The following is a 23,930-nucleotide window of genomic DNA, read 5'->3' as shown; positions in this document are numbered from 1 at the left end:
TTTTGTATTGCGACCCAGTTGGTGCGGTACTACCCAGTGCAATAGATGACGTCAGGTGGGTATTCCCACCCTTTCTCATTCGTACACCCATGGCAACCGTCAAGATCACCGAGTGCACGAACTGTGCACCGCGCCTACCAGCAGTGCAGCTCTTCGATTGGCGGGTCCGGTGAACGCGCGCTTAATATGAGATGTCGTGACCAGTGTCGTACCCCGTTCGTCGGTGCCGCAGGTGGCGTCGGAGCAGGGTGAGACGCCATCGGTTCCTCCTCGCCGGATGCAGCTCCCCGGTATAGATCTGATCCGCGCGATCGCCGTCCTCACGGTCATCTACTCGCACATTTCGTACTACCTCATCGACGATCTGCACACCGGTTGGTGGCTGATCGACTGGGTCTATGCGGTGTTCGTCAACGCCATCGGACTGAACCAGCACCTGTCGTTCCTGGGTGTCGCGTTCTTCATGGTCGTCACCGGATTTCTCCTGACCGGCTCCGCGACGCGGCAGAAGCCCATGCAGTTCATGGTCAATCGCATCGCCCGGCTGGTGCCGTCGCTGTGGCTGACGTTGGTCGTGGCGATCGTGCTGGTACGGCTGGGCATCAACAGCCTCTTCAGCGGCCAGCCGACCATCACCAACGGCCAGGCGCTGCTGAGCTTCGTCTTCGGCGGGTTCTTCCTCGATCACCAGGCTGTCGTTCTCGGCGTGACCTGGACGTTGCTGGTGCAGATCTTCTTCTACGTCTACTGCATTTCCGCACGACGGGTGCTGCAGACCAAGCCGATCCTGGTGCCCCTGGCAGGCGGACTGTTCTCCGGTGCCGTGCTGATCGCGTACCACTTCCTCGTCCACAACCCGGCCGAGGTGCCGATCCTCTTCAAGGTGGCAGGCACACTGCCCGCTATCTTCGTCGGCCAGATCATCTACCTGGCCTGGACCGGTATCGCCGACTGGCGTTGGGTGGTCGCCGCCACGTTGGTGCAGGTGGAGGTGGTGCGCCTGGCAAGCGGCTGGGACGCCTACGGAGCGGGCGTCGAGCATTACCTCTGGACGATGGCCGTCGTCTCCGCCGTCGTGCTGCTGCTCGCCACCCACGGTGGACCGCTCGCGCAGGCCCGGGTGGTCAAGTGGCTCGCCACTCGCAGTTATGCGATCTACCTGGTGCACACCCTCGTGCTGTACCGCGCCTACGACATGACCGTCGGCTTCTTCGGCAAGACCGGTGCGATCGTGGTCTTCCTGGTGATCGCCGGTCTGTGTTCCGAAGCGCTGTACCGCTGGGTGGAAGTGCCGTGCGCCAAATGGATCACCGGCAGATATCGCGCCAGGACCGAGCGCATCGCCGCGCGTAGCATCGAACCATGTCTTGGTACGACGAACTCCTCGGAAAAGTTGGCGCAAAGTCGGTAATGGTCTCGCCCGATCAGGCGCTGCCCGGTCGAGCTGATCCGATAGCGGTTCCGAACACGCATTACGTGAACGGACATACCTTGCAGCCGCCGTTTCCGGAGGGCATGGAAACCGCGATCGTCGCGATGGGATGTTTCTGGGGCGCCGAAAAGGAGTTCTGGGAGCTCGACGGTGTGTATTCGACCGCCGTCGGATACGCCGGTGGTGTGACGCCGAACCCGACGTACGAGGAGACCTGCTCCGGTCGCACCGGCCACACCGAATCGGTGTTGGTGGTGTTCGATACCAAGGTGATCGGATACGACGGCATTCTCAAGCAGTTCTGGGAGAACCACGACCCGACGCAGGGCATGCGGCAAGGCAACGATCAAGGCACGCAATACCGTTCGGCGATCTATACGGCCAACGACGAGCAAGCCGAGATTGCCCGCAGCACCGCGGAGGCGTACGGCAAGCGCTTGGCCGATGCCGGCTACGGAGCCATCACCACCGAGATCGCGCCGCTACAGCACTTCTATTACGCCGAGGGCTACCACCAGCAGTACCTGGCCAAGAACCCCGGCGGCTACTGCCCGATCCACGCGACCGGCGTCAGCTGCCCGGTCGGCTTGGGGGCCTAGGAACTCGACTACAGCGGCGGTGCCACCTCTGCGGTCACTGCGCGCGGATCGTTGTGATCGTGTGCGTCCCACCAGCGGGCGCCGCCGTCGATGAAGTCCTGCAGGGGAATATCGGCGTCACCGTCGTTGCGGATGGACACGTCGGTGAACCAGATCCGCATGTCCAGCTCGCGTGGGCCGACACCGTCCTGCTGATACAGCTCGACCACGTGGTCGGCGGGCTGGTCGGAGACCTTCGTGTCGAGGCTCAGCAACTCACGCCACTGCGTCCAGCTGCTGTCCGGTAGATCGAAGAATTCCCAGCCGTGCAGAGCACCGCCGCCGAAGCTACGAACGGCGGCATCGATACCCGCCAGGTCCAGCGGCTCGACGATCGGATCCTCGTCGTACCAGTCCTTCTTGCGCAACGACGCGGCAATCCGTCCGACGCCGGTCAGCGCAAGGATGACGGTCCGATTCTCGGTTGCGGGACCCTCTGCCGGAAGGGCGAGTACCTGTAGTTCGACCCGCACGGTGGCAGCCGCTTCATCGATCGTCAGCCCCACGTAGGTGGCCTCGGAGAGGGCGGTATTGAGTCCGTGGCGTTGCTCGTCGCTCAGTTCCACGCGCTCAGGCTAACCGATCCGAGCGAACCGGGAGTGGCGAAAATGTTTGTTGCTCACCTGGCCGACCGGCGATTCGGCATGGCCGCACGAATATTCGTCACCGCGTGGAACCGAACGGCCCCCACGTCCGTCTCAATATATGTGGGGGAGGAGTGGCCTCGCACAGGTGGACGCGGCCGGCCCGAGGTCTTGGAGGGGGAATCTCGGCCCGGTCGTGGTCCGCGCAAGGGTCCTTCTTCCTGAGCGTGTTGTTAGCTCTGATAGGCGCAACCTGTGGAACACGGGCGCCCCGATAGCCAATTTCTGTGGATCAGCCTGTGGAAACTGTGGATAAGGTACCCAGGGGCAGTGGCGTGGCTCACATTTCCAGCCCGACTGTGGCGATAATCCACAGAAACAAACCGGCTGTCCAAGTTCGCTGGAAGTTATCCACATCCTGGATCAGGGGCAGTGTGCAGGGTATGCGGGGCGTGACAGTATCGAAGATGTGACTTTCCCCCACGTTCCGTCGATTTCGGCCACCGAGGTGCCTGCGGAGTTGTCCGAGTCGGTGGTGCTGCTCGACGTCCGCGAAGACGACGAGTGGGCGCTGGGCCACGCCCCGGGTGCCGTCCATATTCCGTTGGCGGAGATCCCCGGGCGGTTCGGCGAAGTCGACATGGATGCCGACCTCTACGTGGTGTGCAGACAGGGCGGCCGTTCCGTGCACGCCGTCGAGTTTCTGAACAACGTGGGATTCGACGCCGTCAACGTGCGTGACGGTATGGTCGCGTGGCAGAAGGCGGGACGTCCGCTGACCAACGAGGACGGTCAGGCGAAGATCTACTGATGAACGCGAACTCGGTGCAACTGTGCGCGCGATGCGGCGCGCAGTGGCCGGTCCAGGGCCAGCCGATCCAGTGGTGTCCGCGTTGCCAGGGTGTGTTGTTCGCACCTGCGCCTATCGATGCTCCTGCGCGCCGACGCAACTACCGCTGGGTGGTCCGTCGGCCCGACGGTCCGACCACGCAACCGCGGCGCAGGCCCGCCCGACTCGGTCCGACGCCCGCCTACCGCGAGACACCGCGCTGGGGTCTGCTCGATCCACCGCCCGCGCTGCCGAGCACACGTCGTCGACGCGGATTCGCCGGACTGGCCGATCGCGCGCCCTACTTCACGACCGTCGCCGCCGTGCTGTTCGCCGTTGCAGGCGCTGCGGAGATCGGTCGCTACATCGTGCTGCTGTACAACCGGACACGGCTGATCGATCCGTTGGTGCTCGCGCTGTCCGACACCGCCGTCTGGATGATGTCGATCCTGGCTCTGCTTGCCGCGGTGGTCGCCGCGGTCGCCGCGGTCGGGTGGCTTGCCGCAGCGCGTCGACGCACCTTCGACAACGCCGGACGTCGAGATCCGCGGTCGTTGCGAACGCTGGCGCTCGGCTGTCTGATCCCTGTCGTGAACCTGGCGATGCCGGGCGTCTTCCTCACCGAGCTCACGGCGGACGCAACGCCCAAGCGCAAGAAACTGATCCGAACCTGGTGGTGCGCCTGGGTTTTCGGTGGAGCGATGACGATCGCAGCCCTGGCGTGGCGCTTCGCGGATTCGTTGCAGGCCAAGGTGGACGGCGTGTTCTTCACCGCGCTCACCGACCTGGTTGCGATGGGCGTCGCGGTGCTGACAATCATGGTGATGCGAGATATCGACGGCCAGGACGCGGTGGGTCGGGCACTGGTCCCGAAGCGGTGGCTGCCTGCCACCGGTCCCGCACACCCGGTGATCGAGCCGATCCGGCCGGTCGCGAAGACTGCTCAGCAGGAGGTCGTTGCGAAGTGACCCCGGACGCTCGCGAGCCTTTCGTCGTCGCACATCGCGGAGCATCGGCCGAGCGGATGGAACACACCCTCGCCGCCTACGAACTCGCGCTCGAACAGGGTGCCGACGGCGTCGAATGCGACGTGCGGCTGACCCGCGACGGACACCTCGTCTGTGTGCACGACCGGACCGTCGAGCGCACCTCCAACGGCACCGGCCTGGTCAGCGAGATGACGCTGGAACAGCTACGCGAACTCGACTTCGGCGGCCCCGGCAGGCCTGCGACGGTGCTGACGCTCGGCGAACTGATCACGCTGGTGCTCGACTGGCGCGCGCGGCCCACAAAGTTGTTCGTCGAGACCAAGCATCCGGTTCGCTACGGCGGGCTGGTGGAGAACAAGGTGCTCGCCGAGTTGCAGCGATTCGGCATCGCCTCGCCACCGTCGGCCGATCATTCGCGCGCCGTCGTCATGTCCTTCTCGGCCACCGCTGTGTGGCGGATTCGTCGATCGGCGCCGTTGTTGCCGACCGTGCTGCTTGGCGACTCGTCGGTGTACCTGGGAGGCGGTGCGGCCACGACCGTCGGCGCCACGGCCGTCGGCCCGTCGGTCAAGACGCTGCGCGAGCATCCTGAGCTGGTCGATCGTGCTGCCGCGGCAGGCCGGGCCACCTACTGCTGGACCGTGGACGATCAAGAGGATGTCGCCCTGTGCCGTGATCTCGGCGTCAGCTGGCTGGCCACCAACCACCCCGGCAGAACCAAGGGCTGGCTTGCTGCCGTGTAGGTTTTGCCTTCGTGGGTAAGAAGAGCAAACGCAACACTCCGAAGCCGAACAGCAATCGAGCCGAGAAGCTCGCCGAGCGCAGGGCCGCGCAGGAACAGGCGTCGACCGCCGTGGTCCGGCCGTTCGAGGGTCTTGCCGCCGAATGCGATCTCGTCGCGATGCGCGAATTCGTCCCGACGGCGACCGCCCCGCTGACACTTCGCGACGGCAACCGTCTCCTGAATCTGGCGACCGTGCTGCCCGGAGCGGTGGCAGCTCTGGTTCGCTCCGAGGACGACGTGCCCACCGGCTACATCGCCGTCCAGGTGCAGGCCGAGCCTGCCGATCCTGCGGTCGGCTTCGGATTCTCAGCGCAGTGGGCGACGACGGTCGAGCCCGGTGAGTCGCTGAACTCGGCACCGCTCGATGCGGTCACGCCCACCTTCGCGGACATCGTCGACGCCGACGCGGTCCTCGACATCACGGTCCACAAGGACTTCAACTGGTGGATCCCAGAGGGCGTTGCGCCCGATGCCGAGGTGGCGGCCACCGTAGAGCGCGCCAACCAGGCGATCATGCCGTCGGCACGCCTGGACGGGCTGAACGCCGCGTGGTGGGTCGACGCCGGCGACAAGGCGCACCTGCGCTGGGTGCGACCGGAAGGCGAAGACGACCTGATGCTCGCCCTCGCCCGCCTGCACGCAGCGGGCAAACTGAACCTGGGCGAGGGTTCGCGATTTGCGGGATCGTTCCGCACGCACGGCCTGCTTGTTCCGGTGTTCGATCTGGACAACGAGCGCCATGCGAGCGAATGGACCCCTGCGGCAACAGAATTGGGCGAGCGCCTGGTGGAGGCTCTCGCCATCGATACACCGCTGACGTCGGAGGAACGGCGTTCGCGTGACGGCATCCGCAGCAGGCAGGTCACGCTGCGGTAAGGCAACGAGGGGGGATCTGTGCTCGAGATCGACAGGCTCACAAGACGATTCGGTGACAGCGTTGCGGTCGACGCCATTTCGTTCGGCGTTCCCGGCGGGCAGCTGACCGGCTTCGTCGGTGGCAACGGTGCGGGCAAGACCACAACGATGCGCATGATCATGGGCGTTCTTGCGTCGCACGGTGGCGAAATTCGTTGGCAGGGAAGGCCGGTGACGGCCGTGGACCGCCGTGGCTTCGGTTACATGCCGGAAGAACGTGGTCTCTACCCCAAGCAGCCGGTGCTGGACCAGCTGATCTACCTAGCGCGCTTGCAGGGCCGGGATGCCGCGTCCGCGAAGACGGCGGCAGCCGGCTTGCTCGAACGGTTCTCGCTCGCCGATCGCAGTTCCGACAAGCTGGAGTCGCTGTCCCTCGGCAATCAGCAGCGCGTCCAGATCGCGGCCGCGGTGATCGCCGAGCCCGACGTGCTGATCCTCGACGAGCCGTTCTCCGGCTTGGATCCGATCGCCGTCGACTCGATGGTCGACCTGCTTCGCGAGTACACGAATCGTGGTGTACCCGTGTTGTTCTCGTCGCATCAGCTCGATCTGGTGGAGCGGCTGTGCGATCAATTGATCATTCTCAACCGTGGTCGCATCGTGGCGCAGGGCACCGCCGACGATCTCCGCAACACCGGAACGACGCGCCACCGCCTCGTCCTCGACGGTGACGCGTCGTGGTTGCGTGAGGTACCCGGGCTCACCGTCGTCGAGCACAACGGCTCGTCGGCGCTGCTGGAACTGACCGGCGCAACCACCGACCAGGTGCTGGCCGAGGCGTTGCGCCGCGGCGGAGTTCGGGAACTCTCCGAAGTGGCGCCGTCGATATCCGACATCTACCGAGAGGTCTCGGCGTGAGTAGCAGTGTGTCCGAAAGCTCAGCCACCGCCGCACGGCAACCGGTCAGCGGCGCTTGGCGAATCGTCGCTGCCCGCGAGATGTCCGTGAAGCTGCACGACCGCAACTTTCTGGTCTCGACCGTGGTGACCCTGGTCATCATCGTCGCCTCGATCCTGTTCAGCGGCTGGATCAGTGGCCGCGCCACCACGATCGACGTCGCGGTGACCGGCCAGGATGCCGCGACCGTGCTGCAGACCGGTCAGAAGATCGCGGACAGCCAAGATGCGAACGTGAAGTTGAACACGCACGACTCCCCGGATCTCGCAGGCCTCGAGCAGCAGGTGCGTGACGGCAAGGTGGACGTCGGTCTGATTCCCGTCGACGGTGGTTGGCGGCTGATCGGCAAGTCGAACGAGAACACCGATGCCACCAAATACATCACCGCGGCAGCACAGCAGATATCGGTGGAGCGCAACGCGAAGGCCGCGGGTACCTCGGTGCAGCAACTGCAGAGCGGCAGCTCCGTCACCTACGACCTGCTCGACCCCGACGGCGCCGACGCAGGCACCGCCAAGGTGGTCGGTTTCGTGTTCGCCTTCCTCTTCTATCTGTCGTCGATTGTGTTCGGCATGGTGATCGCGCAGAGCGTGGTGGAGGAGAAGCAGAATCGGATCGTCGAGATCCTGGCGAGCGCAATTCCGTTGCGGCAGTTGCTGGTCGGGAAGGTGCTCGGGAGCACGGCCATGGCTCTCGGACAGCTGGTGCTGTTCGTCGCCGCGGGTTTGATCGGGATGGCGGCGACGGGCCGAGGTAGTCAGATCGGGCAGGTTGCCGGAGCGGCGGGCTGGTTCGTGGTCTTCTTCGTTGTCGGGTTCTTGGCGCTGGCAGCGCTGTGGGCGGTGGCGGGTTCCCTGTCGACGCGAAGCGAAGATCTGCAGTCGACGGCGACGCCGCTGTCGGTGATGATCATGGCGGTGCTGTTCATCGGCATCTTCGTGTCCGGCGTCGGCCAGGTGGTGGCGTCGTATGTGCCACTGGTGTCGATCGTGGCGATGCCCAGCCGAGTCGTGGCAGGCACAGCGTCGTGGTGGGAGCCGCTGCTCTCACTCGCGATCATGGCGGCGACCGCCTACGGCGTGGTGGTGATCGCGGAAAAGATCTATCGACGCTCGCTCATGCAAACGCAGGGCCGACTGAGTTTCCGTCAGGCCCTGCGCGTCGAGGATTAGAGCGTCGAGGATTAGAGCGTCGACGACTGGAGATCGAGGTCGAACCACACCTGGTCTCGGAGGGGAATGCCGTCGACGTCGATCGGTTCGTTGTAGCCGGTGTGCGGGCCGAACGCGTCACGCACGATCGAGCGCATTCGAAATCCGCATCGCTGATAGAACCGGAGATTGCCGATATCGGCAGTCGCCGTGGCCAATTCGATGCGGTGCGCCCCCGCTCGACGAGCCTCGTCCACGGCTGTGTCGAGCAGGCGGCGACCGACGCCCGACCCGCGCCGACGTTCGACGACGGCGGTGTTCACCACTTCCCAACTGGTGCCATCCGGGCTGGCGATGACGTGGAGATGGCCGATCACCTCGTTCTCCGCGGTGACCGCCACCCACACCCGTCCGTCGTCGATGTAGCTGTCGAGCTTCGACTGGGAGTCTTCGGCTTCGCGAAACGACCATTCGAGGCTGCGATGATCGCCCTCGAACGCTTCGATCCGCACGTCGTCGCTGTCCATCGAAGTGGACGTCAGATAGCTCCGCCTGCCGCTGCCGGAGCACCGGAAGTGTCTGCCGCAGCGCCCATTTCGCGGGCGACGAACTCCTCCAGGTCGAACAGGTTGGCACCGGCGCGATCGGCGATGGTGAGCAGCGTCGTCATGGTGGCGACCTCCTCGACCTGCTCCTTGAGGAACCACTGCATGAACTGTTCACCCAGGTAGTCGCCCTCTTCGCGCGCGGTGGACGCGAGCTGGACGATCTGATCGGTGACGGTCTTCTCCTGCGTCAGCGCCAGGGCGATCGGTTCGCGGGCGTCGTCGAAGTGCGACTTCGATGCGTCGACACCGGTGAGGTCGACATTCATGTCACGGTCCAGGAAGTACTGGACGATCATCATCGCGTGGTTGCGCTCTTCGACGGCCTGAGAATAGAAATGTTTGGCCAACTGCGGCAGATCGGCATTGTCGAACCAAATTGCCGTCGCAATGTATTGCTGCGAGGCGTTGAATTCGTTGCGAATCTGATCGTGGAGCAGGGCGTGGAATTTGCTTCGCGGGGTGTCGGCTGGTGCGCTCATGTCGACAAAGATATAGCTGGTCAGAAGGCCTTGTCATCCAAGTCCAGCCTTATTGAGGGCAGTGTTCCCTAAATTAGGAAGAGCTAATTCGCTGCGATTGTCGAAGCCACTTCACATCGCTTTCAGAGAGATTTCCCAGCATGCGGCGACACGATGGTCCTCACAGAGTCAGCCGATGTCGATGATGACTCCGCTGGATGGAGGAGCACATGGCTACGGTCGAATCGAATCGTCGGTTGGTGCGGCGAGCAGCGGGCGTGCTGGTTTCGCTCGGCGTCGCAGGCGCCATCGCGGGATCCGTCACGGCCTATGCGGAGTCGTCACAACCGCATGGGCCGACGTCCGCCACCATGGTGCCTGCGACGGATAGCGCGCCGTCGAGTTCGCCGTCCGCCCCTGTCAACGGATTCGCGACGGCACCGTAGTCGCTACTCAAACATAGTCGCTACTCAGACGCCGCCGCCTGCGGCTTTCGGGGCGGCTGCGCCGGCGCTGGTCGTCGTGCTCGATTCGCGGGCGACGTACTCTTCGATGTCGAATGTGTTGCCTGCTGCGCGGTCGATCACCGTCAGCAACGTGGTCATGCTCGCGATTTCCTCTACCTGCTCCTGCAGGAACCACTGCATGAATCGCTCGCCCAGATAGTCGCCGGTTTCCCGAGCGCTGCGCGATAGCGCGGTGATCTTCGCGGTGACGTCCTTCTCCATGTTCAGAGCGAGTTCGACTGCGCCGGAGACGGAATCGAAGGTCGACGTCACCTCGTCCATGCCGGATACCTCGACGGGCAGATCGCGGTCGAGCAGGTATTGCACCATCATCAGCGCGTGCCCGCGCTCCTCGCTCGCCTGCGTGTAGAAGCGGCGCGCCAGTTGCGGCAGCCTGCTCGAATCGAAGTACACGGCAATCGCGATGTATTGCTGGGACGCGGTGAACTCGTGCCGGATCTGCTCGCGAAGCAAAGTGTGGAATGCACTGTCACTCTTGGTGAACGGATTCGACATGCATCGAAGGCTACTAGAGGGCGTGGAATCCATCCTCGCTGCGGAGATTCGAACAATCGTCAGGGAACCATCGGGCGCTCTTCTGCATCTAACTCTGTGACAGGAATTCGAAGCGGGCTCCAGCAAGCGGTTAGTGCCGGAGTCTCGACCAGAGGGGGCAAGGATGTTGACGAAGGTTGGTGTCACCGTTGTTACCGGGGTGGGCTTGATCCTCGGCGGTATTGGATCTGCGGCGGCGGGGGTGCCGTCTATTGCTGCCTCGACGGTGCAGGCGCGAGTGGGTCACTCGTCCGCGCCGATGGAGTGCGTGCCTGTTGGCGTCACCAGGGATGCAGATGGAACTGTGTGGGCCGTCGAAGATTGCGGCGGCGGAATCATCAGTTACCGGCTCAACTGAAAGAGGACTCCTGTGAAGGAACGAGTTCGGATTGCAGCGGAACCCTCTGCGATCGATTATGCGGCCCGGTTCGGCTACAAGGGGCGAACGCTCGCCAGCTACATCGAGGAATTCGGTGGATGGGAAGGCGAGGTCGGTGACCCCTACGGCAGTAGGCAGGTGGTGTCGCTGGAGCCGCTACGTGGTGTCGATCCAAACCTGTTCCTGAAGATGATGTTCATCGTTCCGAAAGTTCAGGGCGACGATTTTCCGATTCTCTATGGCGATGCTGTGGTGCTGAAGGAGTACGAACTCCCGGAGGGCACTGTGGTGCCCCGCTGATTCGTCAGCCCACGGTGAGCAACGAGTCCGGTATCTGTTGGTCCTTCGCGAGAGCCCCGAAGAACTGGTCGGCCTTGTCGTGGTCCCACAGGGCGACGTTGCCGGAGCCGTCCTCGTCTTCGAATCCACCGATCGGCACCGTGGTGGTGACCATGTCGCCCTTCATCGCCCACGCCAATCCCGCGAGGTTCCAGAGGTGGTCGCCATTGTCGACCGTCAACGACTTGGCGGTCCCGTCGATCAGCGGCAACAACCGGAACGGGTTCAGGAACGTGCTTGCGCTGGTCGCCTTCTTCATCAACGACGACATGAACTGGCGCTGATTGTTCATCCGGTCCAGATCGGCCAGGGCCGTCGCGCGGCTGCGGACGAAGCCGAGCGCCTGCGGACCCTTCAGCTTTTGGCAACCTGCGGGCAGGTTCACGCCGGCCAGCGGATCGTTCATGGGTTGTTTGAGGCACACGTCGATGCCGCCGACCGCGTCGACCATGCCGGAGAACCCATCGAAGCCGATCTCGACGTAGTGGTCGATGTGAATGCCGGTCGCCCCTTCGACCGTCTGCACCAGCAACGGTGCGCCACCGAACGCGAACGCGGCGTTGATCTTGTCTTTGCCGTTGCCCGGAATGTCGACGTAGGAATCGCGCGGAATGCTCACCATCGTCGAACGCCCGGACTTCGGAATGTGGATCAAGATGATGGAATCGGTGCGGCCCGCGCCGGTGTCACCGCCGGTCGCGAGAGCCTGCTCTTGGTCGGGCGTCAACCCGCTACGACTGTCCGAACCGACCAACAGCCAATTGGTTCCCGGTGTATCGCCGACGCGATCCGGGTAGTCGGCAAGCGCATCGATTCGGGTCAGAGCCCGATCCAGATAGATGATGCTGCCTACGAACGCGATCAGCAGAACCAGTAGAAGCAGACCGATGCGGCGACCCCAACGACGTTTGCGTCGTGGCTTCGGTGTTTTGGGATTACGTGGCGGCTTCGGCTCGCGTGGTGGTTTCGAGGCGAGCGGCTTCGGTGGCTTGCGCGGCGGTACCGCAGCGCGGCCCGGCCGACGCGGTGGTGGCGGCTCGGCAAACGGTTGCGGCTGCTGGGTCGGTGCGTGGCTGCGCGCCGGCGGTGGCTGTTGCGGGCGGGGCGCCTCGCGTCGTTGCAGGATCGGCGGTTCCGGGACCTGCGACCAGGCCTGACCGCCTGCGGGCGGCGGCGACGGACGATTGGGCCTGATGACATGCGTAGCGTCGGGATCGGGCCTGCGCGGGGGCTGTTGTTGCGGGGGTTGTTGTTGCGGTGGCGGCGGTTGGTACTGCGGACGCTGTGGAGGCGGACCCTGCTGCGGCGGCCCTTGTGGGGGCGGGCCCTGACGCGCCGAACCCTGCTGCGGCGGGCCGAAACGCCCAGGCTGGGGGTTTCGAGGCGGCGGCGGAGCCTGATGGCGAGGCGGTGGCTGGCGCGGAGGTTGCTGCTGTTGCGGCGGTCCCTGTTGCGGCGGGGGACCCTGCCTGCGCGCAATGCGCGGTGGGTTCTCGTCGTCGCGGGGGTTGCCGGTCATGTTCTCCGACATTACGGGTAGCGGCGGCCCCAGGTCAGGGGAGCCACGACACGTGTCCGTGTAGCGCCGAATATCCGATGTAAGCGACGACGTCTATCAGCGCATGTGCGATGAACAGCGGCCACAGTCGGTTCGTTCGCTGCCACACCCTTCCGAAGATCAGTCCCATCACCACGTTGCCGAGGCCACCACCGATGCCCTGGTAGAGGTGGTAGCTGCCGCGCAACAGGGCCGACGCGAGCAGCGATCGGTTCTCGGACCAGCCGAGTCGTCGTAGTCGGGTGAGTAGATAGCCGACCACCAGCACCTCTTCGGCGGCGGCATTGGCGATGGCGGACAGACACAGCACGGGCAGTCGCCACCAATGTTCGTGCAGTGAACTGGGGATGACCGTCAGACTCGCGCCGAGTGCGTGCGCGATCAGATACAGCCCGAGGCCGGGAATACCGATCAGTGCGGCCAACCCGAGGCCGGGAAGTATGTCGCGTCGTAGATGTGATTTCGCGAGGCCGACCAGCCGCGGTGGCACGCCGCTGCGCCACAACAGATACAGCCCGAGCGCCGACCAGGCGCACAGCTTCAGCACGCCGAGAAGTTGCCACAGCAGGTCGAACATCGAATTGTTCGACCGCGACGGATTGAGAGCGACGGTTTGGCCGGCAAGGGCACCGTTGCTGAGCGACTCGGTGAGCGAGACCAGCGAACTCAGTCCGCTCAATCCGAACGTGACGAGCAGGACGACGACGATCTCGACCTTGATGCCTGTGCGCTCGTCCGGCGCGGTCGACTGCTCACTCACGGGTCCGATTGTGCCTGCCGCAACTGTGAGTGAGCCTTCAGATTCGATGCTGACCGGTGTGGATGTCGTCGATGGTGATGTCGATGGTGCGTCCTGCAGCCGCGGGGCCGAGTATGTCGTCGAGTGCGCCTGCCGCGGTGCGTGCCAACTCGGCACCGACAGCTCGAAGGTCGTCACCGTAGATCCCGGTGACGGTGACGGATGCGCCGGTACAGGTGTGGTCGTCGAGGTAGAGGTCGACGGCCGTCACTTCGCAGCGGTGCACGCCATCGACGGCACGCCGTAATGCTGTGCGTACCAATCGATCACCGATGCGGAGAGTGTCGTCCGAACGGTCGGGCGCGCCGGCCGTGAAGGTTGCGTCGATGGGCCAGCTTCGTCGACCGGTCTTCGAAATCTTGGAGATGATGGAACTGCTGATGTCGATCCAGTTCGATTCCTCTGGGGCGGAACGGATTTCGCGCACAGCTCGCGCAATCGCGTCGTCGGCGTCGCTGTCCGTCATGTCCACCTCACCATCCTCGTCCTGAGCGCCTTCTGCGCTCGATCGATCTGGCCGCGCACCGCATCCGGACTCAGCGACAAGATCGTGCCGATCTCCGTCAGTCGCATCCCTTCGATCTCTCGAAGCCACCAGCACGCGCGCTGCCGGTACGGCAGATCCGCCAGCGCGGCAGTGAGTGCGTCGAACAATTGCGCGTTGCTCGCGCGTGCCTCGGGATCGAAACTTGCGTCGGCGGGCCGAGTGTCGGGCACCTCGCCGCCGATCGTGGTGACACTACGCTTTCTGCGTCGATCGATGACCTTGTGCGCGGTAAGCGTGAACAACCAGGTGCGCAGGCTGGACTCGAAACGGAAGTCGTCCAACCCTTTCCATGCGGCGGTCAACGCATCCTGGACCGCTTCTTCGGCGTCCGCGGAATCGTGCAGCAGGGTGCGCGAGTAACGCAGCATCTGCGGGCCGTACCGGTTGACGATCGTCACGAACGCCGCTTGCTCGCCGATGACCGCGGCACGCACCAGTGACTCGTCGGACTTGTCTTCCCACCTCTCGGGAGACTGCGGCATACAGGCCTCCCAGTAAGTGTGATGCAGGTCACAGGAGATCGGCATTCGGTTTCCCGCACTACCTACGACTCACTGTCTGTCAGAAAGAATCTACGGGAAAGGTAACCCATGACCAGTTCGACGACCACCGCTCCTTCCGCCACGCAGAGCGCGACGACGACCGGGTCCAACGTTGCGACCCGCGGCGACTCCGCCTTGGTCAGTTCCACCGGCCGCACCACGATCGCCGACACCGTCGTATCGAAGATTGCCGGCATCGCGACCCGCGAGCTGCAGGGCGTCCACGCCGTCGGGGGCGGTGCATCCCGCGCTATCGGCGCACTGCGTGAGCGCATCCCCGGTGCCAGCGTCAATCACTCGCAGGGCGTGTCGGTCGAGGTCGGCGAACGTCAGGCAGCCGTCGACATCGACATCGTCGCCGACTACGGCGTGTCGATCGCCGACCTGGCAGTTGGCATCCGCCGCAACGTGATTGCTGCAGTGGAGCGCATGACCGGGTTGGATGTCACCGAAGTGAACATCACGGTGCACGACGTCTACCTCGACGAGGGCGGCGACGACGAGCAGGCTCCCGCGCAGACCGCGCGAGTGCAGTGACAGACGACGACAAGGCCGACGCGATCGCTGCGGCGGTGACCGCCGTTCCCGGCGTGGCACAGTTGCACGCCGGGATGTTCGGCGAGGTTGCCACTTATCTACCGGGGCGCAAGGTGTCAGGAATTCGGTTCGCGGACAACGGAACCGAAGTGCACGTTTCGCTCGAGTTCGGCGCGCCGGTTCGAGAAACCGCATCCGTCGTGCGCAACGCGGTTGCCCCGATAGTGAGCGGTCCGATCCATGTGACGATCGAAGACGTCGTCACGCCATGAGCAGGAGTTGACGTTATGCGTACCCCCTATATCGGCTTGATCGTCGGGCTGTTGCTTGCGATCGCAGGTGCCGCAGGCGGTTTCACCGGTTTCTTGTTCGCAGTTGTGCTGGGCGCCGTCGGTTACGGCGTCGGCAGTTACCTCGACGGCGACCTGGATCTGAGCGGTGTGCTGCGGGGGCGCGGCCGTGACTAGTCCAACCACGCCGACGCTGACGGACGATCGTGGGACGCTCACCGTCCACGACCGCGCAGTGTCGACCATCGCATCGGCGGCAGCAGCGGCTGTCGACGGCACGTCGTCGCAGGCGTCGTCCGGTCTCGCGAAGCTTGCGGGCCGCACGTTGCCGCGCGTCGACGTGCACAACCGAGGCGGGCTGGTGCGGGCGAATGTTGCCGTCGCCGCGTACTGGCCGCAATCGATAGACAAGGTCGCCGCGGCGGCGCGCGATCGTGTTGCTTCCGACATTGCCGAAATGTCCGGCCAGACAGTCGAGAAGGTCGACGTGACGGTGCAGGCATTGGTGGCAGGAGATGTCGCGGCGGAAGAGGACGCGGCTCCGGAACTTCCGGGCGGCCTCGTTCCCAGGGCTACGCCTGCAGCGGCATCCGTCGGCGTGCTCGCGTCCTTGCTGCTGATCGCGGGTGGTGTGGTCGCGATACGTGAGGTCCTGATCGGGGCCGGAGCCATCGGTGGTGCGCGCTGGTCGCCGCCGGTCGTCGACTGGATCGACGGGCTGCAGGCGCAGTCATGGATGGTGCCCGCCGGCGTCGGTGCTGCCCTGCTGGGCGTGATCCTGGTGTTGCTCGCGATCAAGCCGCGGCGTCGTACCCATCGCGCACTGCTGCTGGAGGGAGTGTTCTTGCGCCGCAACGATCTCGGTGACCTGCTGGAAACGGCAGTCGGGCGCGTCGAAGGCGCAGTCGCAGGTCGCGCGACGTCGTCGAAGCGCAGCGCCAAGATTACGGTCACCGCGTTGCCCGATGCCGACACGAAAACGGTCCACCGTGATGTGACCGACGCAGTGGCGAGGGAAGTCGCCATCCTGACGCCCGTGCCGAACATCAAGGTCAAGGTCGCTGCGGCGGTGCAGCCGTGAACAGAGTCGTAGATCGTTGTGTCGCTGCGCTTCTGGGGCTGTTGCTGATCGCGGTGGGTTTGGGTGCCTTTGCCTGGCAACGCGGATACCTGCCCGACGACCGCGAGCGCATCGCGGCGCCCGCGTTACTCGACGCCAGCGAATCGTCATGGTGGTTGTGGGCCGTCGGAGCCGCCGGGGTGGTGCTCGTCCTGGTCGGGTTGCGCTGGTTGCTGGGTCACTTGCCCGGCAGATCCGTTGGTGCGCAACCGCTGCCGAGCTCCAACCCGACCGGCGCATTGAAGGTCGACGCATCGGCGATCGCCTCCGTGGCAGCGAGCGATCTGGCCGGCAGACCCAACATAGTCAGCGCCAAGGGGCGAGCGGTGCGTGAGCGCGGCACAGTGATCCTCGAGATCGCCGCCGTGATCGACCCCGCCGCGGACCTCAACAGCGTCGCGGACGACGCCGTTGCCACCCGCCGCCAATTAGACCGTGCCGCAGCCGGAATGACTGTTGCCTCGAGAATTCTGTTGCACACCGTGCGGCAGTCACAGAATTCGCCCGCGACCGCGGGCGATCACTGAAAGGAACAACCCATGGGATTCATCGACAAGGCGAAGAACGCTGCAGAGGACGCCGTCGGTAAGGCCAAGGAAGTTGTCGGAGATGTCACCAACAACGACGACCTGAAGGCCGAAGGCAAGGGCGACCAGGGCGTCGCCGGCGTCAAGAAGGTCGGCGAGAGCGTCAAGGACGTCTTCAAGAAGTAACCAGCACCACGCACTGAGGGGACCACTTGCTTCCGTCGGGGGAGCGGGTGGTCCCCTCGTTCGCGTTCAGGCGCGCTTGCGGATGCCGTTCATGAATGGGCAGCCGATCAAGATGCGCACAGCCTTGCCGAGAGCGTCGACGTCGTCGACCGGCTGGTTGAACGGCAGCCGGACATCGCTGTCCTCGTGATCGCCTTCGACGCGCAACGTAATGCCGTACCGATCGAGCGCGAGCGGCCGAATTCGGCCGCGCCGCAACGACGGTGGCACGCGGCGGGCCAGCTGATCGATCACGTCGCCGTGATCCTCGTCGAGGTGTTGGAGCCACTCGGTCTCCATTTCCCAGAACGGATCCGGGGTCGCGCCGCGGAGATCCTCGACGTCCACCGAATCGGCACCGGTCGCATCGGCGACCACCGCGGAACCCAGCTGCAGCCACAGCAACGACGTCGTATGCCCGACGTCGAGCAGCGCCGGGTGTGGGTGCTCCTCGGCAACCTCGGTGAGCATCACACGCTCGACATGCGGCGCCAACGGGCGAACCGTGCCGCGTAGCCAGACCAACGATCGGACCGGCTCGCGCAACGCCAACGGCGTCCGATCGGTGAGCTCGAGGACGCCGGGCAGTCCGCTGTTGCCCGACTGCCAGGCCAACGCTGTGGCAACCGAATCCGTGTGCACGGCCACGATCGCGTCGCCGCACGGGCGGAGATGGTGGACGGCGGTGGGAACGGGATCGCAGCCCGGGATGGCGAGCATCGAGTCGGACGCACGCGCGCAGGCACTGCGGATGCGTTCTGCTGTCGAAGGCGCAACGGTCGAGATGACGGCCACGGTGTCACCCTCACTGTCGGAGTATTAGGTAAACCTAAGCTAAGTGAGCCGGATCGTGAGCGCAAGTCTTTCGTTGGATTACGGTGATCGGGTGTCCATACCGTTGACCCTCGGAATGCCGGAACCGCGAGATCGCGCAGGTCTCACCGATCGGCTGCTCTTGCCCAGGTCAGGGCGGCCTCGCGGTGCGCACATCGGGCCGCGGATCGTGCGGGCGTCGGAGTTCGAGAGCTCCGATGGCGAGGTGATCGTGGCGGTGGATCAAGAGCCGACTCGCAGCGATCGGATCGTGCGCTATCACCTCGATGTGCCCGCCGATCAGCTCGGCGAGGCGCTGGCGTTGCCGGGCCCGCTCGCGATCTTCGTCGCCGATCCGGATGGGGAGTCGACGCGCGCGATCGCCGCGGCGGGGCACAGCGCGGGAATCGCGGTATCCGAACCGGTGGGGCGGATCGCCGACTTTCTCGCCGTCATCGCCCATACCGACGTCGGCTTCGTTGCTCGCGCGGCGGACGGCGCCGCCGTCGTACGGATCCTTGCCGCCACCGTTGCGGCACTGCGGGGCGACGATATTCGGACGGCCCTCGCGGCTCCGAACGTCCCTGCGCTGAACGCGCTGCACCCGGATGCCGGCGCGGCCGTCCGGGAAGTGTTGCTGGGCATCGAGATCGGCGATGTGGACGAAGCGACCGCGTACCTCGTCGCCGCAGGTTTGCTCGACTGAGCCGAAACGAGTACCGCGCTACTCACGCTTCCATTTCGCGCCGGAGATAGCGTTCGATGGGTAGACAAGCCACAGAGTCTCGCGGGGGTCGTGATGCCTGAACAGCCGAAACAATCTGTCGATCTGGTGCTCGAAGGTGGCGGGGTGAAGGGAATCGCGCTGCTGGGCGCGGTGCTGGGACTATCCGACGCCGGTTACCGTTTCGAGCGAATCGCGGGGACCAGCGCCGGCGCGATCGTCGGCGCACTTGTCGCCGCTTACCAGCGGGCGGGCCGCGACTTACAGGACCTGGTCCCCGTGATGCGAGAAGTGAACTATCGCCGCTTCGAGGACGGAAATCGGCTACAGAAGGCCGTCGGTCAGGTTGGTGACGGATGGGAAGTGTTGCTGCACAAGGGTGCGCACACGGGCGACTATCTGATCCAGTGGCTCGGTCCGTTGTTGGCGGACGTCGACGTCCGTACGTTCAGGGATCTACGGTTGCCACCCGACGAGGGCAGCAGTCTCGCAGCGCACCAGCGCTATTCGCTGGTGGTTCATACCAGCGACCTGACTCGGAAGGCGTTGGTGCGGTTGCCGTGGGACTACCACCACTACACCAAAGTGGCCGACGACCAGTCTGTGGTGCACGCCGTGCGCGCGTCGATGTCGGTCCCGTTCTTCTTTCGGCCCGTCACCGTCGACTCGGGGAACGGTTCGTGCACCTGGGTGGACGGTGGGTTGCTCTCGAACTTCCCGATCACGGTCTTCGATCGCACCGACGACAAACCCGAGCGCTGGCCCACCTTCGGCATCAAGCTCTCTGCCAAGCCGACGATCACGGCAGAAGACGAACCGTTGAACTCCGCCGCCAAGATCGCATTGGCTTGCTTGCACACGATGACGTCCGACGACACCAATCGCTACAGTCTCGACACCGACGACGGCATCAACAAGCGCACCATCTACGTCGACACCAGCGGATTCCAATCGCTCGACTTCGGCATCCAACCGCAGGCGCAGGAGACGCTCTACGAAGCCGGTCGGTCGGCTGCGGCAACCTTTCTCGCGCGCCGCCGCGGTGTCAGGCACCTCGCGGAGGCGTAGGGTATTCGTTGGCACGGGCTACTTCCCCAGCTTGCTCCAACGCTCAGACCAGTTCCACAGTGGTTCGAGCGCAACGCCGAGTTCGACGCCCTTCGGCGTGAGTTCGTACTGTGCGTTCGCATCCTTCTCGATGATCCACGCCGTCTGAAGTTGTTGCAGCCGTTCGGAAAGCACGCTGGACGAGCAATTGCCGACGCGGCGTCGTAGCTCGAGAAAACCCAGCGGACCGGGCTCCAACTCCCACAGCAAACGCAGGATCCAGCGCTGGCCCACCAGATCCATGGCGGCCAGCATCGGCGACAGATCATTTGCGCTTCTCATTCCGAACTACCATAGTGATTCTAAATTAGAAGCACTCAGGGGAGGGAGTCGGATGGACAAGCGGGTCGTATTGATCACCGGCGCGTCGAGGGGGATCGGCGCGGAGGCTGCTCGGCAGATCGCGGCGGGCGGAAGCCACGTGGTGTTGAACTACCGGGAGAAACGCAAACGCGCACAGGCGATTGCGGACGAGATCACCGCTGCCGGTGGGTCGGCGGACGTCGTCGGCGCCGATGTCACCGACACGGTTGCGGTGGAGGCGATGCTGGACCAGATAGGCAAGTTGGATGTGTTGGTGCTCAACGCATCCGGTGGTCTGGAGTTGGGCGCCGGACCCGATTACGCGATGTCGATCAACCGAGACGCCCAGGTACGACTGGTCGACCTCGCGTTGCCGAAGTTGGTAGACGGCGGTCGGATCGTCTTCGTGACCAGCCATCAGGCGCACTTTCATGGCCGCAAACCGGTGCCTGCGGACTACGAGCCGATCGCGGCGAGCAAGCGTGCAGGCGAGGATGCGTTGCGCGCGAGGCTTCCCGAATTGGCCGAGCGCGGAATCACTTTGGTCGTCGTCTCCGGCGACATGATCGAGGGCACGATCATCGTGCGGTTGCTGGAACGTCGCAACCCGGGCGCTGTCGATGCGCGCCGTGAGCACGGCGACCTGCCGACCGTCGAGGAATTTGCTGTAGCTATCGCTGACGCTGTCAACTCGCCCGTCGAATCCGGTCACACCGTCTATGTCGGTGGCGGCGACTACCTGAATTAGCTTGCGCGCGCAGCAATTCGGGCTGCTATGCCGTCGAAAACGGTATCGAGACCGAAGCGAAATTCGTCGACCGCGAAATCGCTGTTGTCGTCTTCCAGAGCGCCTGACATCAGCGCATCGGTGATGCGTGGAAAACGCTCATGGTCGATCAGCTGCATCAATCGGCGCCCGTACAGCTCACCCGCATCGGTGTCGCCACCGAAGCCGACCGACAGCTGGGTCTGGCCGCGAACATAGACGTCGACCAACAACATCGACGACAGCTTCTCCTGTTGTTCCAGGCCGGTATCCGCGAACGCTGCGAGGCCACGTTCCATCCATGCGATCTGGTGCGGCAGCAGCGGCGGCTCGTTGACAGCCACCTCCATCACCCACGGATGCTGTACGAGCTTGCCGCGGTTGGCCTGCGCCCATGCGTTCAGCAGTTCGCGCCACGACGCGTCCGGCTCGTCGGCATAGTCCGGGATACCGAATGCCTCGTCCACGATGAGCGTGACCAGCTCTTCCTTCGACTTCACATACCGGTAGAGCGCCATCGACGTCAGCCCGAGCTCGGCGGCGACGTTGCGCATCGATACCGCCGCCAGCCCCTTTGCATCTGCGATGGCAACGCCGGCAGCGGCAATGGTCGCAAGGTCGACGCCGCGCTTCGGACCCGGTCGGGCCACGTCGACGCCTGTCCACAGCTGCCGAAGGAAGTCGGGGATCTCGACCTCGCCACCTGCCATTTCCTGCGTCATCTCGACTCCTCGAAGAATTTTTGCTCGATCTGTTTACATCCTACACAGCGAGTTGTACATTTGCTTACATCGTCGACAGTAGACGACGTAAACAGATATGAGGAGCAGTGATGACCGAAATGATGCAAGACGAGGAACAGCGAGCCGGACGCAAGGAATGGACCGGCCTGGCAGTCCTGGCGCTGCCGTTGCTGCTGGTCTCGATGGACGTGTCCGTCCTCTACTTCGCGGTGCCGTTCATCAGCCGTGACCTGGACCCGAGCGCTACGCAGCAGCTGTGGATCTTCGACATCTACGGATTTGTCCTAGCAGGTCTGCTGCTGACGATGGGGTCGCTCGGCGATCGGATCGGTCGCAGGCGGTTGCTGCTGATCGGCGCCGTCGGGTTCAGCCTCGCCTCGATCCTGGCCGCGTACGCGCCCTCGGCCGAGGTTCTCATCGCCGCGCGCGCCATTCTCGGCATCGCCGGTGCCACTTTGATGCCATCGACGTTGGCGCTGATCCGCAATATGTTCCACAACGCCGAAGATCGCGGTAAAGCCATCGCGATCTGGACTGCCGTGATGACCGGCGGCATCTCGCTGGGACCGGTGATCAGTGGCGCCCTGCTCGAGCACTTCTGGTGGGGCTCGGTGTTCCTGATCAACATCCCGGCGATGCTCCTGCTCCTGGCCATCGGACCGGTATTGCTGCCAGAGTTCCGCCCGCCGAACCCCGGCCGCTTCGACTACATCAGCTCGGTGCTCTCGCTCGCCGCAATTCTGCCGCTGATCTACGGCATCAAAGAGTGGGCGGCCAACGGATTCTCGGCCGACTACGTCGGATTCATCGTCGTAGGTCTGATCTTCGGTGGGGCGTTCGTGCAGCGGCAGCGCGTTGTCCCTGATTCGATTCTGGACCTGTCGCTCTTCGCCAACCGCGGCTTCAACGCGTCGGCGATCGCCAACTCGGTTGCAATGTTCGCGCTGGTCGGGAACGCGGTGTTCATGACGCAGTACCTGCAGTCGGTGCTTGCGATGAGCCCATTGAAGGCAGCGCTGTGGAGCTTGGCTCCGTCCGTGGTGGTCGCAGGGGCGGCGCCGATCGCAACGACGCTCGGCGCCAAGGTAAATCGCGCATATGTGCTGGCAGGCGGATTTCTGATCGCAGCGGCCGGATTCGCAATCGTTGCCAACGTCCATGCGACGTCGTCGCTTGCGGTCATTCTGATCGGAGCCGCCGTACTCAGTGCCGGGCTCGTCGCGGTGATGACGTTGGTGACCGAGGTTGCGCTCGGCGCAATCCCGCCGGAGCGTGCAGGGTCGGCGTCCGCAGTGATCGAAACGGGCTCCGAGTTCGGCGGCGCCCTTGGCATCGCGATCCTCGGCAGTATCGGTGCCGCGGTCTACGGCAATCATGTCGCGTCGGCCATTCCGGCGGGAACTCCCGACGAGACTCGGCACGCGATCCGCGAGACGCTCGGCGGCGCAATCGCGGTCACCGATCACCTGCCCAACGGTGGTGCCATCCTTGCTGCCGCACGCGATGCCTTCACCACCGGAATGAACGTCGAGGCCAGCGCCGGCGCGGTTGTCATGGTCGCCGCCGCCATCCTCTGTGCACTATTTCTCCGCAATGCGGGCCATCTCGACACTGTCTAGAACGTGAGCAAGAGGTCCCCTGACCACCGTTTATAGGTGGCGGGGGACCCTTCGCTGGCGTGGGGCGGCGCCAGCGTCCGGCAACTTGGTGCCGCATAGGTGTTGCAATGACACCACGACGGTGCCATAGTGATGCCATGGACCTCACGCCTTACGTAAACAACCTCCGTCGAGAACTGGCGGTTGCAGCCGAAGCAGGTGGCGACGATGCTCGCGCCCTTGCCGATCGTCTGACGGCTCCGCTGGAATCGGCCGTCAGGCTCACGCTCCTGAGCGCACTCTCCGATGCGGCGGGCGAAATCACCCGCGAACTTGCGCCCGGTTACGTCGACGTTCGCCTGCGCGGCGTCGACCCGAGCTTCCGCGTCACGCTTCCGCCCGAAGAACACCCGGCAGAGGTACAGGCGGCGCCGCTGCCGGTGATCGCCGACGACGACGGAACCACGTCACGCATCAATCTTCGACTTCCCGAAAGCCTCAAGACGCGCATCGAGGAAGCGGCCGCCCGCGAGTCGCTCTCCGTCAACACCTGGCTCGTCCGGGCTGCCTCCGCGGCGCTCGAAGCCCCCGAACCCCGATCCACCCGCCGCATGTCCACCGGCGGTCAGCGCTACACCGGCTGGGTCAAGTAGCCCCGTCTCCCCGA

General features: G+C 64.5%; 33 protein-coding genes. 22 read left to right on the top strand and 11 right to left on the bottom strand.

The features are described from left to right. Positions 1–196 precede the first annotated feature (196 nt). Both FOY51_RS02080 and msrA read left to right on the top strand, forming a co-directional pair. Positions 197–1,411 (top strand): acyltransferase family protein, encoded by a 1,215-nt coding sequence (locus tag FOY51_RS02080; RefSeq protein ID WP_235916051.1) that lies wholly within the window; start codon positions 197–199, stop codon positions 1,409–1,411. After that, positions 1,363–2,031 carry a peptide-methionine (S)-S-oxide reductase MsrA gene (gene msrA / locus FOY51_RS02075; protein WP_149428520.1) on the top strand — a complete coding sequence of 223 codons (669 nt, stop codon included), beginning with the start codon at positions 1,363–1,365 and terminating at the stop codon, positions 2,029–2,031. The genes FOY51_RS02080 and msrA overlap by 49 nt, the downstream gene beginning before the upstream one ends. A gap of 8 nt (positions 2,032–2,039) precedes the next feature. On the opposite strand, the gene FOY51_RS02070 is transcribed toward msrA, so the two are convergent. After that, positions 2,040–2,636, bottom strand: a complete 597-nt coding sequence (locus FOY51_RS02070) for a hypothetical protein (protein WP_149428519.1) — start codon at positions 2,634–2,636, stop codon at positions 2,040–2,042. Positions 2,637–3,123: 487 nt separating this feature from the next. Here FOY51_RS02070 and FOY51_RS02065 point away from each other — a divergent pair, with 487 nt between their 5' ends. The 6 genes from FOY51_RS02065 to FOY51_RS02040 are packed head-to-tail and all read left to right on the top strand — an operon-like array spanning position 3,124 to position 8,240. Beyond that, the gene (locus FOY51_RS02065) at positions 3,124–3,465 is read left to right on the top strand and encodes a rhodanese-like domain-containing protein (protein WP_187776136.1); all 342 of its coding nucleotides are present in this window, start codon (positions 3,124–3,126) and stop codon (positions 3,463–3,465) included. Further along, a complete protein-coding gene (locus FOY51_RS02060) occupies positions 3,465–4,451 on the top strand; it encodes a DUF4328 domain-containing protein (RefSeq protein ID WP_149428518.1) in 987 nt (328 codons plus the stop codon). The genes FOY51_RS02065 and FOY51_RS02060 overlap by 1 nt, the downstream gene beginning before the upstream one ends. Further along, a complete protein-coding gene (locus FOY51_RS02055; RefSeq protein WP_149428517.1) occupies positions 4,448–5,215 on the top strand; it encodes a glycerophosphodiester phosphodiesterase in 768 nt (255 codons plus the stop codon). The genes FOY51_RS02060 and FOY51_RS02055 overlap by 4 nt, the downstream gene beginning before the upstream one ends. An 11-nt stretch (positions 5,216–5,226) precedes the next feature. Beyond that, entirely contained in the window at positions 5,227–6,132 is a 906-nt protein-coding gene (locus FOY51_RS02050; RefSeq protein ID WP_149428516.1) for a DUF5926 family protein, read from the top strand. An 18-nt stretch (positions 6,133–6,150) separates the two neighbouring features. Further along, complete coding sequence (locus FOY51_RS02045; RefSeq protein ID WP_149428515.1) at positions 6,151–7,029, top strand: ABC transporter ATP-binding protein; 879 nt, start codon at positions 6,151–6,153, stop codon at positions 7,027–7,029. Next, complete coding sequence (locus FOY51_RS02040; RefSeq protein WP_235916049.1) at positions 7,026–8,240, top strand: ABC transporter permease; 1,215 nt, start codon at positions 7,026–7,028, stop codon at positions 8,238–8,240. The genes FOY51_RS02045 and FOY51_RS02040 overlap by 4 nt, the downstream gene beginning before the upstream one ends. Before the next feature lie 11 nt (positions 8,241–8,251). Here the strand turns inward: FOY51_RS02040 and FOY51_RS02035 are convergent, their stop codons facing one another. After that, positions 8,252–8,746 (bottom strand): GNAT family N-acetyltransferase, encoded by a 495-nt coding sequence (locus FOY51_RS02035; RefSeq protein WP_149428514.1) that lies wholly within the window; start codon positions 8,744–8,746, stop codon positions 8,252–8,254. A gap of 11 nt (positions 8,747–8,757) precedes the next feature. Further along, positions 8,758–9,306: a ferritin gene (locus tag FOY51_RS02030; protein ID WP_149428513.1), complete on the bottom strand. Its 549-nt coding sequence runs from the start codon at positions 9,304–9,306 to the stop codon at positions 8,758–8,760. Between the two features lie 209 nt (positions 9,307–9,515). On the opposite strand from FOY51_RS02030, the gene FOY51_RS02025 reads away from it, so the two are divergent. Further along, entirely contained in the window at positions 9,516–9,731 is a 216-nt protein-coding gene (locus FOY51_RS02025; RefSeq protein WP_149428512.1) for a hypothetical protein, read from the top strand. Between the two features lie 24 nt (positions 9,732–9,755). Here the strand turns inward: FOY51_RS02025 and FOY51_RS02020 are convergent, their stop codons facing one another. After that, the gene (locus tag FOY51_RS02020) at positions 9,756–10,307 is read right to left on the bottom strand and encodes a ferritin (RefSeq protein WP_149428511.1); all 552 of its coding nucleotides are present in this window, start codon (positions 10,305–10,307) and stop codon (positions 9,756–9,758) included. Between the two features lie 163 nt (positions 10,308–10,470). Here FOY51_RS02020 and FOY51_RS02015 point away from each other — a divergent pair, with 163 nt between their 5' ends. Both FOY51_RS02015 and FOY51_RS02010 read left to right on the top strand, forming a co-directional pair. Beyond that, positions 10,471–10,704, top strand: a complete 234-nt coding sequence (locus tag FOY51_RS02015; RefSeq protein ID WP_149428510.1) for a hypothetical protein — start codon at positions 10,471–10,473, stop codon at positions 10,702–10,704. A gap of 12 nt (positions 10,705–10,716) precedes the next feature. Beyond that, entirely contained in the window at positions 10,717–11,025 is a 309-nt protein-coding gene (locus FOY51_RS02010) for a hypothetical protein (RefSeq protein ID WP_149428509.1), read from the top strand. 4 nt (positions 11,026–11,029) lie between these two features. On the opposite strand, the gene FOY51_RS02005 is transcribed toward FOY51_RS02010, so the two are convergent. From FOY51_RS02005 to FOY51_RS01990, 4 genes are all read right to left on the bottom strand, one after another. Continuing rightward, complete coding sequence (locus FOY51_RS02005) at positions 11,030–12,259, bottom strand: LCP family protein (protein ID WP_235916092.1); 1,230 nt, start codon at positions 12,257–12,259, stop codon at positions 11,030–11,032. A gap of 358 nt (positions 12,260–12,617) precedes the next feature. Then, entirely contained in the window at positions 12,618–13,391 is a 774-nt protein-coding gene (locus FOY51_RS02000) for a CPBP family intramembrane glutamic endopeptidase (RefSeq protein ID WP_187776162.1), read from the bottom strand. A 28-nt stretch (positions 13,392–13,419) separates the two neighbouring features. Continuing rightward, positions 13,420–13,887 carry a hypothetical protein gene (locus tag FOY51_RS01995; protein WP_149428507.1) on the bottom strand — a complete coding sequence of 156 codons (468 nt, stop codon included), beginning with the start codon at positions 13,885–13,887 and terminating at the stop codon, positions 13,420–13,422. After that, positions 13,884–14,450: an RNA polymerase sigma factor gene (locus tag FOY51_RS01990; RefSeq protein ID WP_149428506.1), complete on the bottom strand. Its 567-nt coding sequence runs from the start codon at positions 14,448–14,450 to the stop codon at positions 13,884–13,886. The genes FOY51_RS01995 and FOY51_RS01990 overlap by 4 nt, the downstream gene beginning before the upstream one ends. Positions 14,451–14,558: 108 nt before the next feature. Between FOY51_RS01990 and FOY51_RS01985 the strand changes: the two genes are divergently transcribed. Genes FOY51_RS01985 through FOY51_RS01960 form a run of 6 tightly spaced genes read left to right on the top strand, consistent with a single transcriptional unit; the run spans position 14,559 to position 17,170 of the window. Further along, positions 14,559–15,047: an Asp23/Gls24 family envelope stress response protein gene (locus tag FOY51_RS01985; protein WP_149428505.1), complete on the top strand. Its 489-nt coding sequence runs from the start codon at positions 14,559–14,561 to the stop codon at positions 15,045–15,047. Beyond that, positions 15,044–15,319: an Asp23/Gls24 family envelope stress response protein gene (locus tag FOY51_RS01980; RefSeq protein WP_149428504.1), complete on the top strand. Its 276-nt coding sequence runs from the start codon at positions 15,044–15,046 to the stop codon at positions 15,317–15,319. Before FOY51_RS01985 ends, FOY51_RS01980 begins: the two co-directional genes overlap by 4 nt. A 15-nt stretch (positions 15,320–15,334) precedes the next feature. Beyond that, positions 15,335–15,514 (top strand): DUF2273 domain-containing protein, encoded by a 180-nt coding sequence (locus FOY51_RS01975; RefSeq protein ID WP_149428503.1) that lies wholly within the window; start codon positions 15,335–15,337, stop codon positions 15,512–15,514. Beyond that, positions 15,507–16,418, top strand: a complete 912-nt coding sequence (locus FOY51_RS01970) for a DUF6286 domain-containing protein (protein ID WP_187776135.1) — start codon at positions 15,507–15,509, stop codon at positions 16,416–16,418. Before FOY51_RS01975 ends, FOY51_RS01970 begins: the two co-directional genes overlap by 8 nt. After that, complete coding sequence (locus tag FOY51_RS01965; RefSeq protein ID WP_149428501.1) at positions 16,415–16,984, top strand: hypothetical protein; 570 nt, start codon at positions 16,415–16,417, stop codon at positions 16,982–16,984. The genes FOY51_RS01970 and FOY51_RS01965 overlap by 4 nt, the downstream gene beginning before the upstream one ends. A gap of 12 nt (positions 16,985–16,996) precedes the next feature. After that, the gene (locus FOY51_RS01960) at positions 16,997–17,170 is read left to right on the top strand and encodes a CsbD family protein (RefSeq protein ID WP_149428500.1); all 174 of its coding nucleotides are present in this window, start codon (positions 16,997–16,999) and stop codon (positions 17,168–17,170) included. Positions 17,171–17,236: 66 nt separating this feature from the next. On the opposite strand, the gene FOY51_RS01955 is transcribed toward FOY51_RS01960, so the two are convergent. Then, positions 17,237–18,004 (bottom strand): DUF2470 domain-containing protein, encoded by a 768-nt coding sequence (locus tag FOY51_RS01955; protein ID WP_149428499.1) that lies wholly within the window; start codon positions 18,002–18,004, stop codon positions 17,237–17,239. A gap of 91 nt (positions 18,005–18,095) precedes the next feature. On the opposite strand from FOY51_RS01955, the gene FOY51_RS01950 reads away from it, so the two are divergent. Together FOY51_RS01950 and FOY51_RS01945 are read left to right on the top strand one after the other, a co-directional pair. Next, a complete protein-coding gene (locus tag FOY51_RS01950; RefSeq protein WP_149428498.1) occupies positions 18,096–18,728 on the top strand; it encodes a hypothetical protein in 633 nt (210 codons plus the stop codon). A 93-nt stretch (positions 18,729–18,821) separates the two neighbouring features. Beyond that, positions 18,822–19,814 carry a patatin-like phospholipase family protein gene (locus FOY51_RS01945; RefSeq protein ID WP_149428497.1) on the top strand — a complete coding sequence of 331 codons (993 nt, stop codon included), beginning with the start codon at positions 18,822–18,824 and terminating at the stop codon, positions 19,812–19,814. An 18-nt stretch (positions 19,815–19,832) separates the two neighbouring features. On the opposite strand, the gene FOY51_RS01940 is transcribed toward FOY51_RS01945, so the two are convergent. Beyond that, complete coding sequence (locus FOY51_RS01940; protein WP_235916044.1) at positions 19,833–20,135, bottom strand: winged helix-turn-helix transcriptional regulator; 303 nt, start codon at positions 20,133–20,135, stop codon at positions 19,833–19,835. A gap of 52 nt (positions 20,136–20,187) precedes the next feature. Here FOY51_RS01940 and FOY51_RS01935 point away from each other — a divergent pair, with 52 nt between their 5' ends. After that, a complete protein-coding gene (locus tag FOY51_RS01935) occupies positions 20,188–20,904 on the top strand; it encodes an SDR family oxidoreductase (protein ID WP_149428496.1) in 717 nt (238 codons plus the stop codon). On the opposite strand, the gene FOY51_RS01930 is transcribed toward FOY51_RS01935, so the two are convergent. Further along, on the bottom strand, positions 20,901–21,644 hold the full coding sequence (locus FOY51_RS01930; RefSeq protein ID WP_149428495.1) for a TetR/AcrR family transcriptional regulator: 744 nt from the start codon (positions 21,642–21,644) through the stop codon (positions 20,901–20,903). The genes FOY51_RS01935 and FOY51_RS01930 overlap by 4 nt on opposite strands. A 110-nt stretch (positions 21,645–21,754) precedes the next feature. On the opposite strand from FOY51_RS01930, the gene FOY51_RS01925 reads away from it, so the two are divergent. Further along, positions 21,755–23,284, top strand: coding sequence for an MFS transporter (locus FOY51_RS01925; RefSeq protein WP_214633045.1), 1,530 nt, complete (start codon positions 21,755–21,757; stop codon positions 23,282–23,284). A 137-nt stretch (positions 23,285–23,421) separates the two neighbouring features. Next, the gene (locus FOY51_RS01920) at positions 23,422–23,916 is read left to right on the top strand and encodes a toxin-antitoxin system HicB family antitoxin (protein WP_149428494.1); all 495 of its coding nucleotides are present in this window, start codon (positions 23,422–23,424) and stop codon (positions 23,914–23,916) included. The last annotated feature ends 14 nt before the right edge of the window (positions 23,917–23,930 follow it).

Source organism: Antrihabitans cavernicola (genome assembly GCF_008297975.1).
In the GTDB taxonomy this organism is placed as follows: Bacteria; Actinomycetota; Actinomycetes; order Mycobacteriales; family Mycobacteriaceae; genus Antrihabitans; species Antrihabitans cavernicola.
This window is presented reverse-complemented; position numbering and strand designations above follow the sequence as displayed.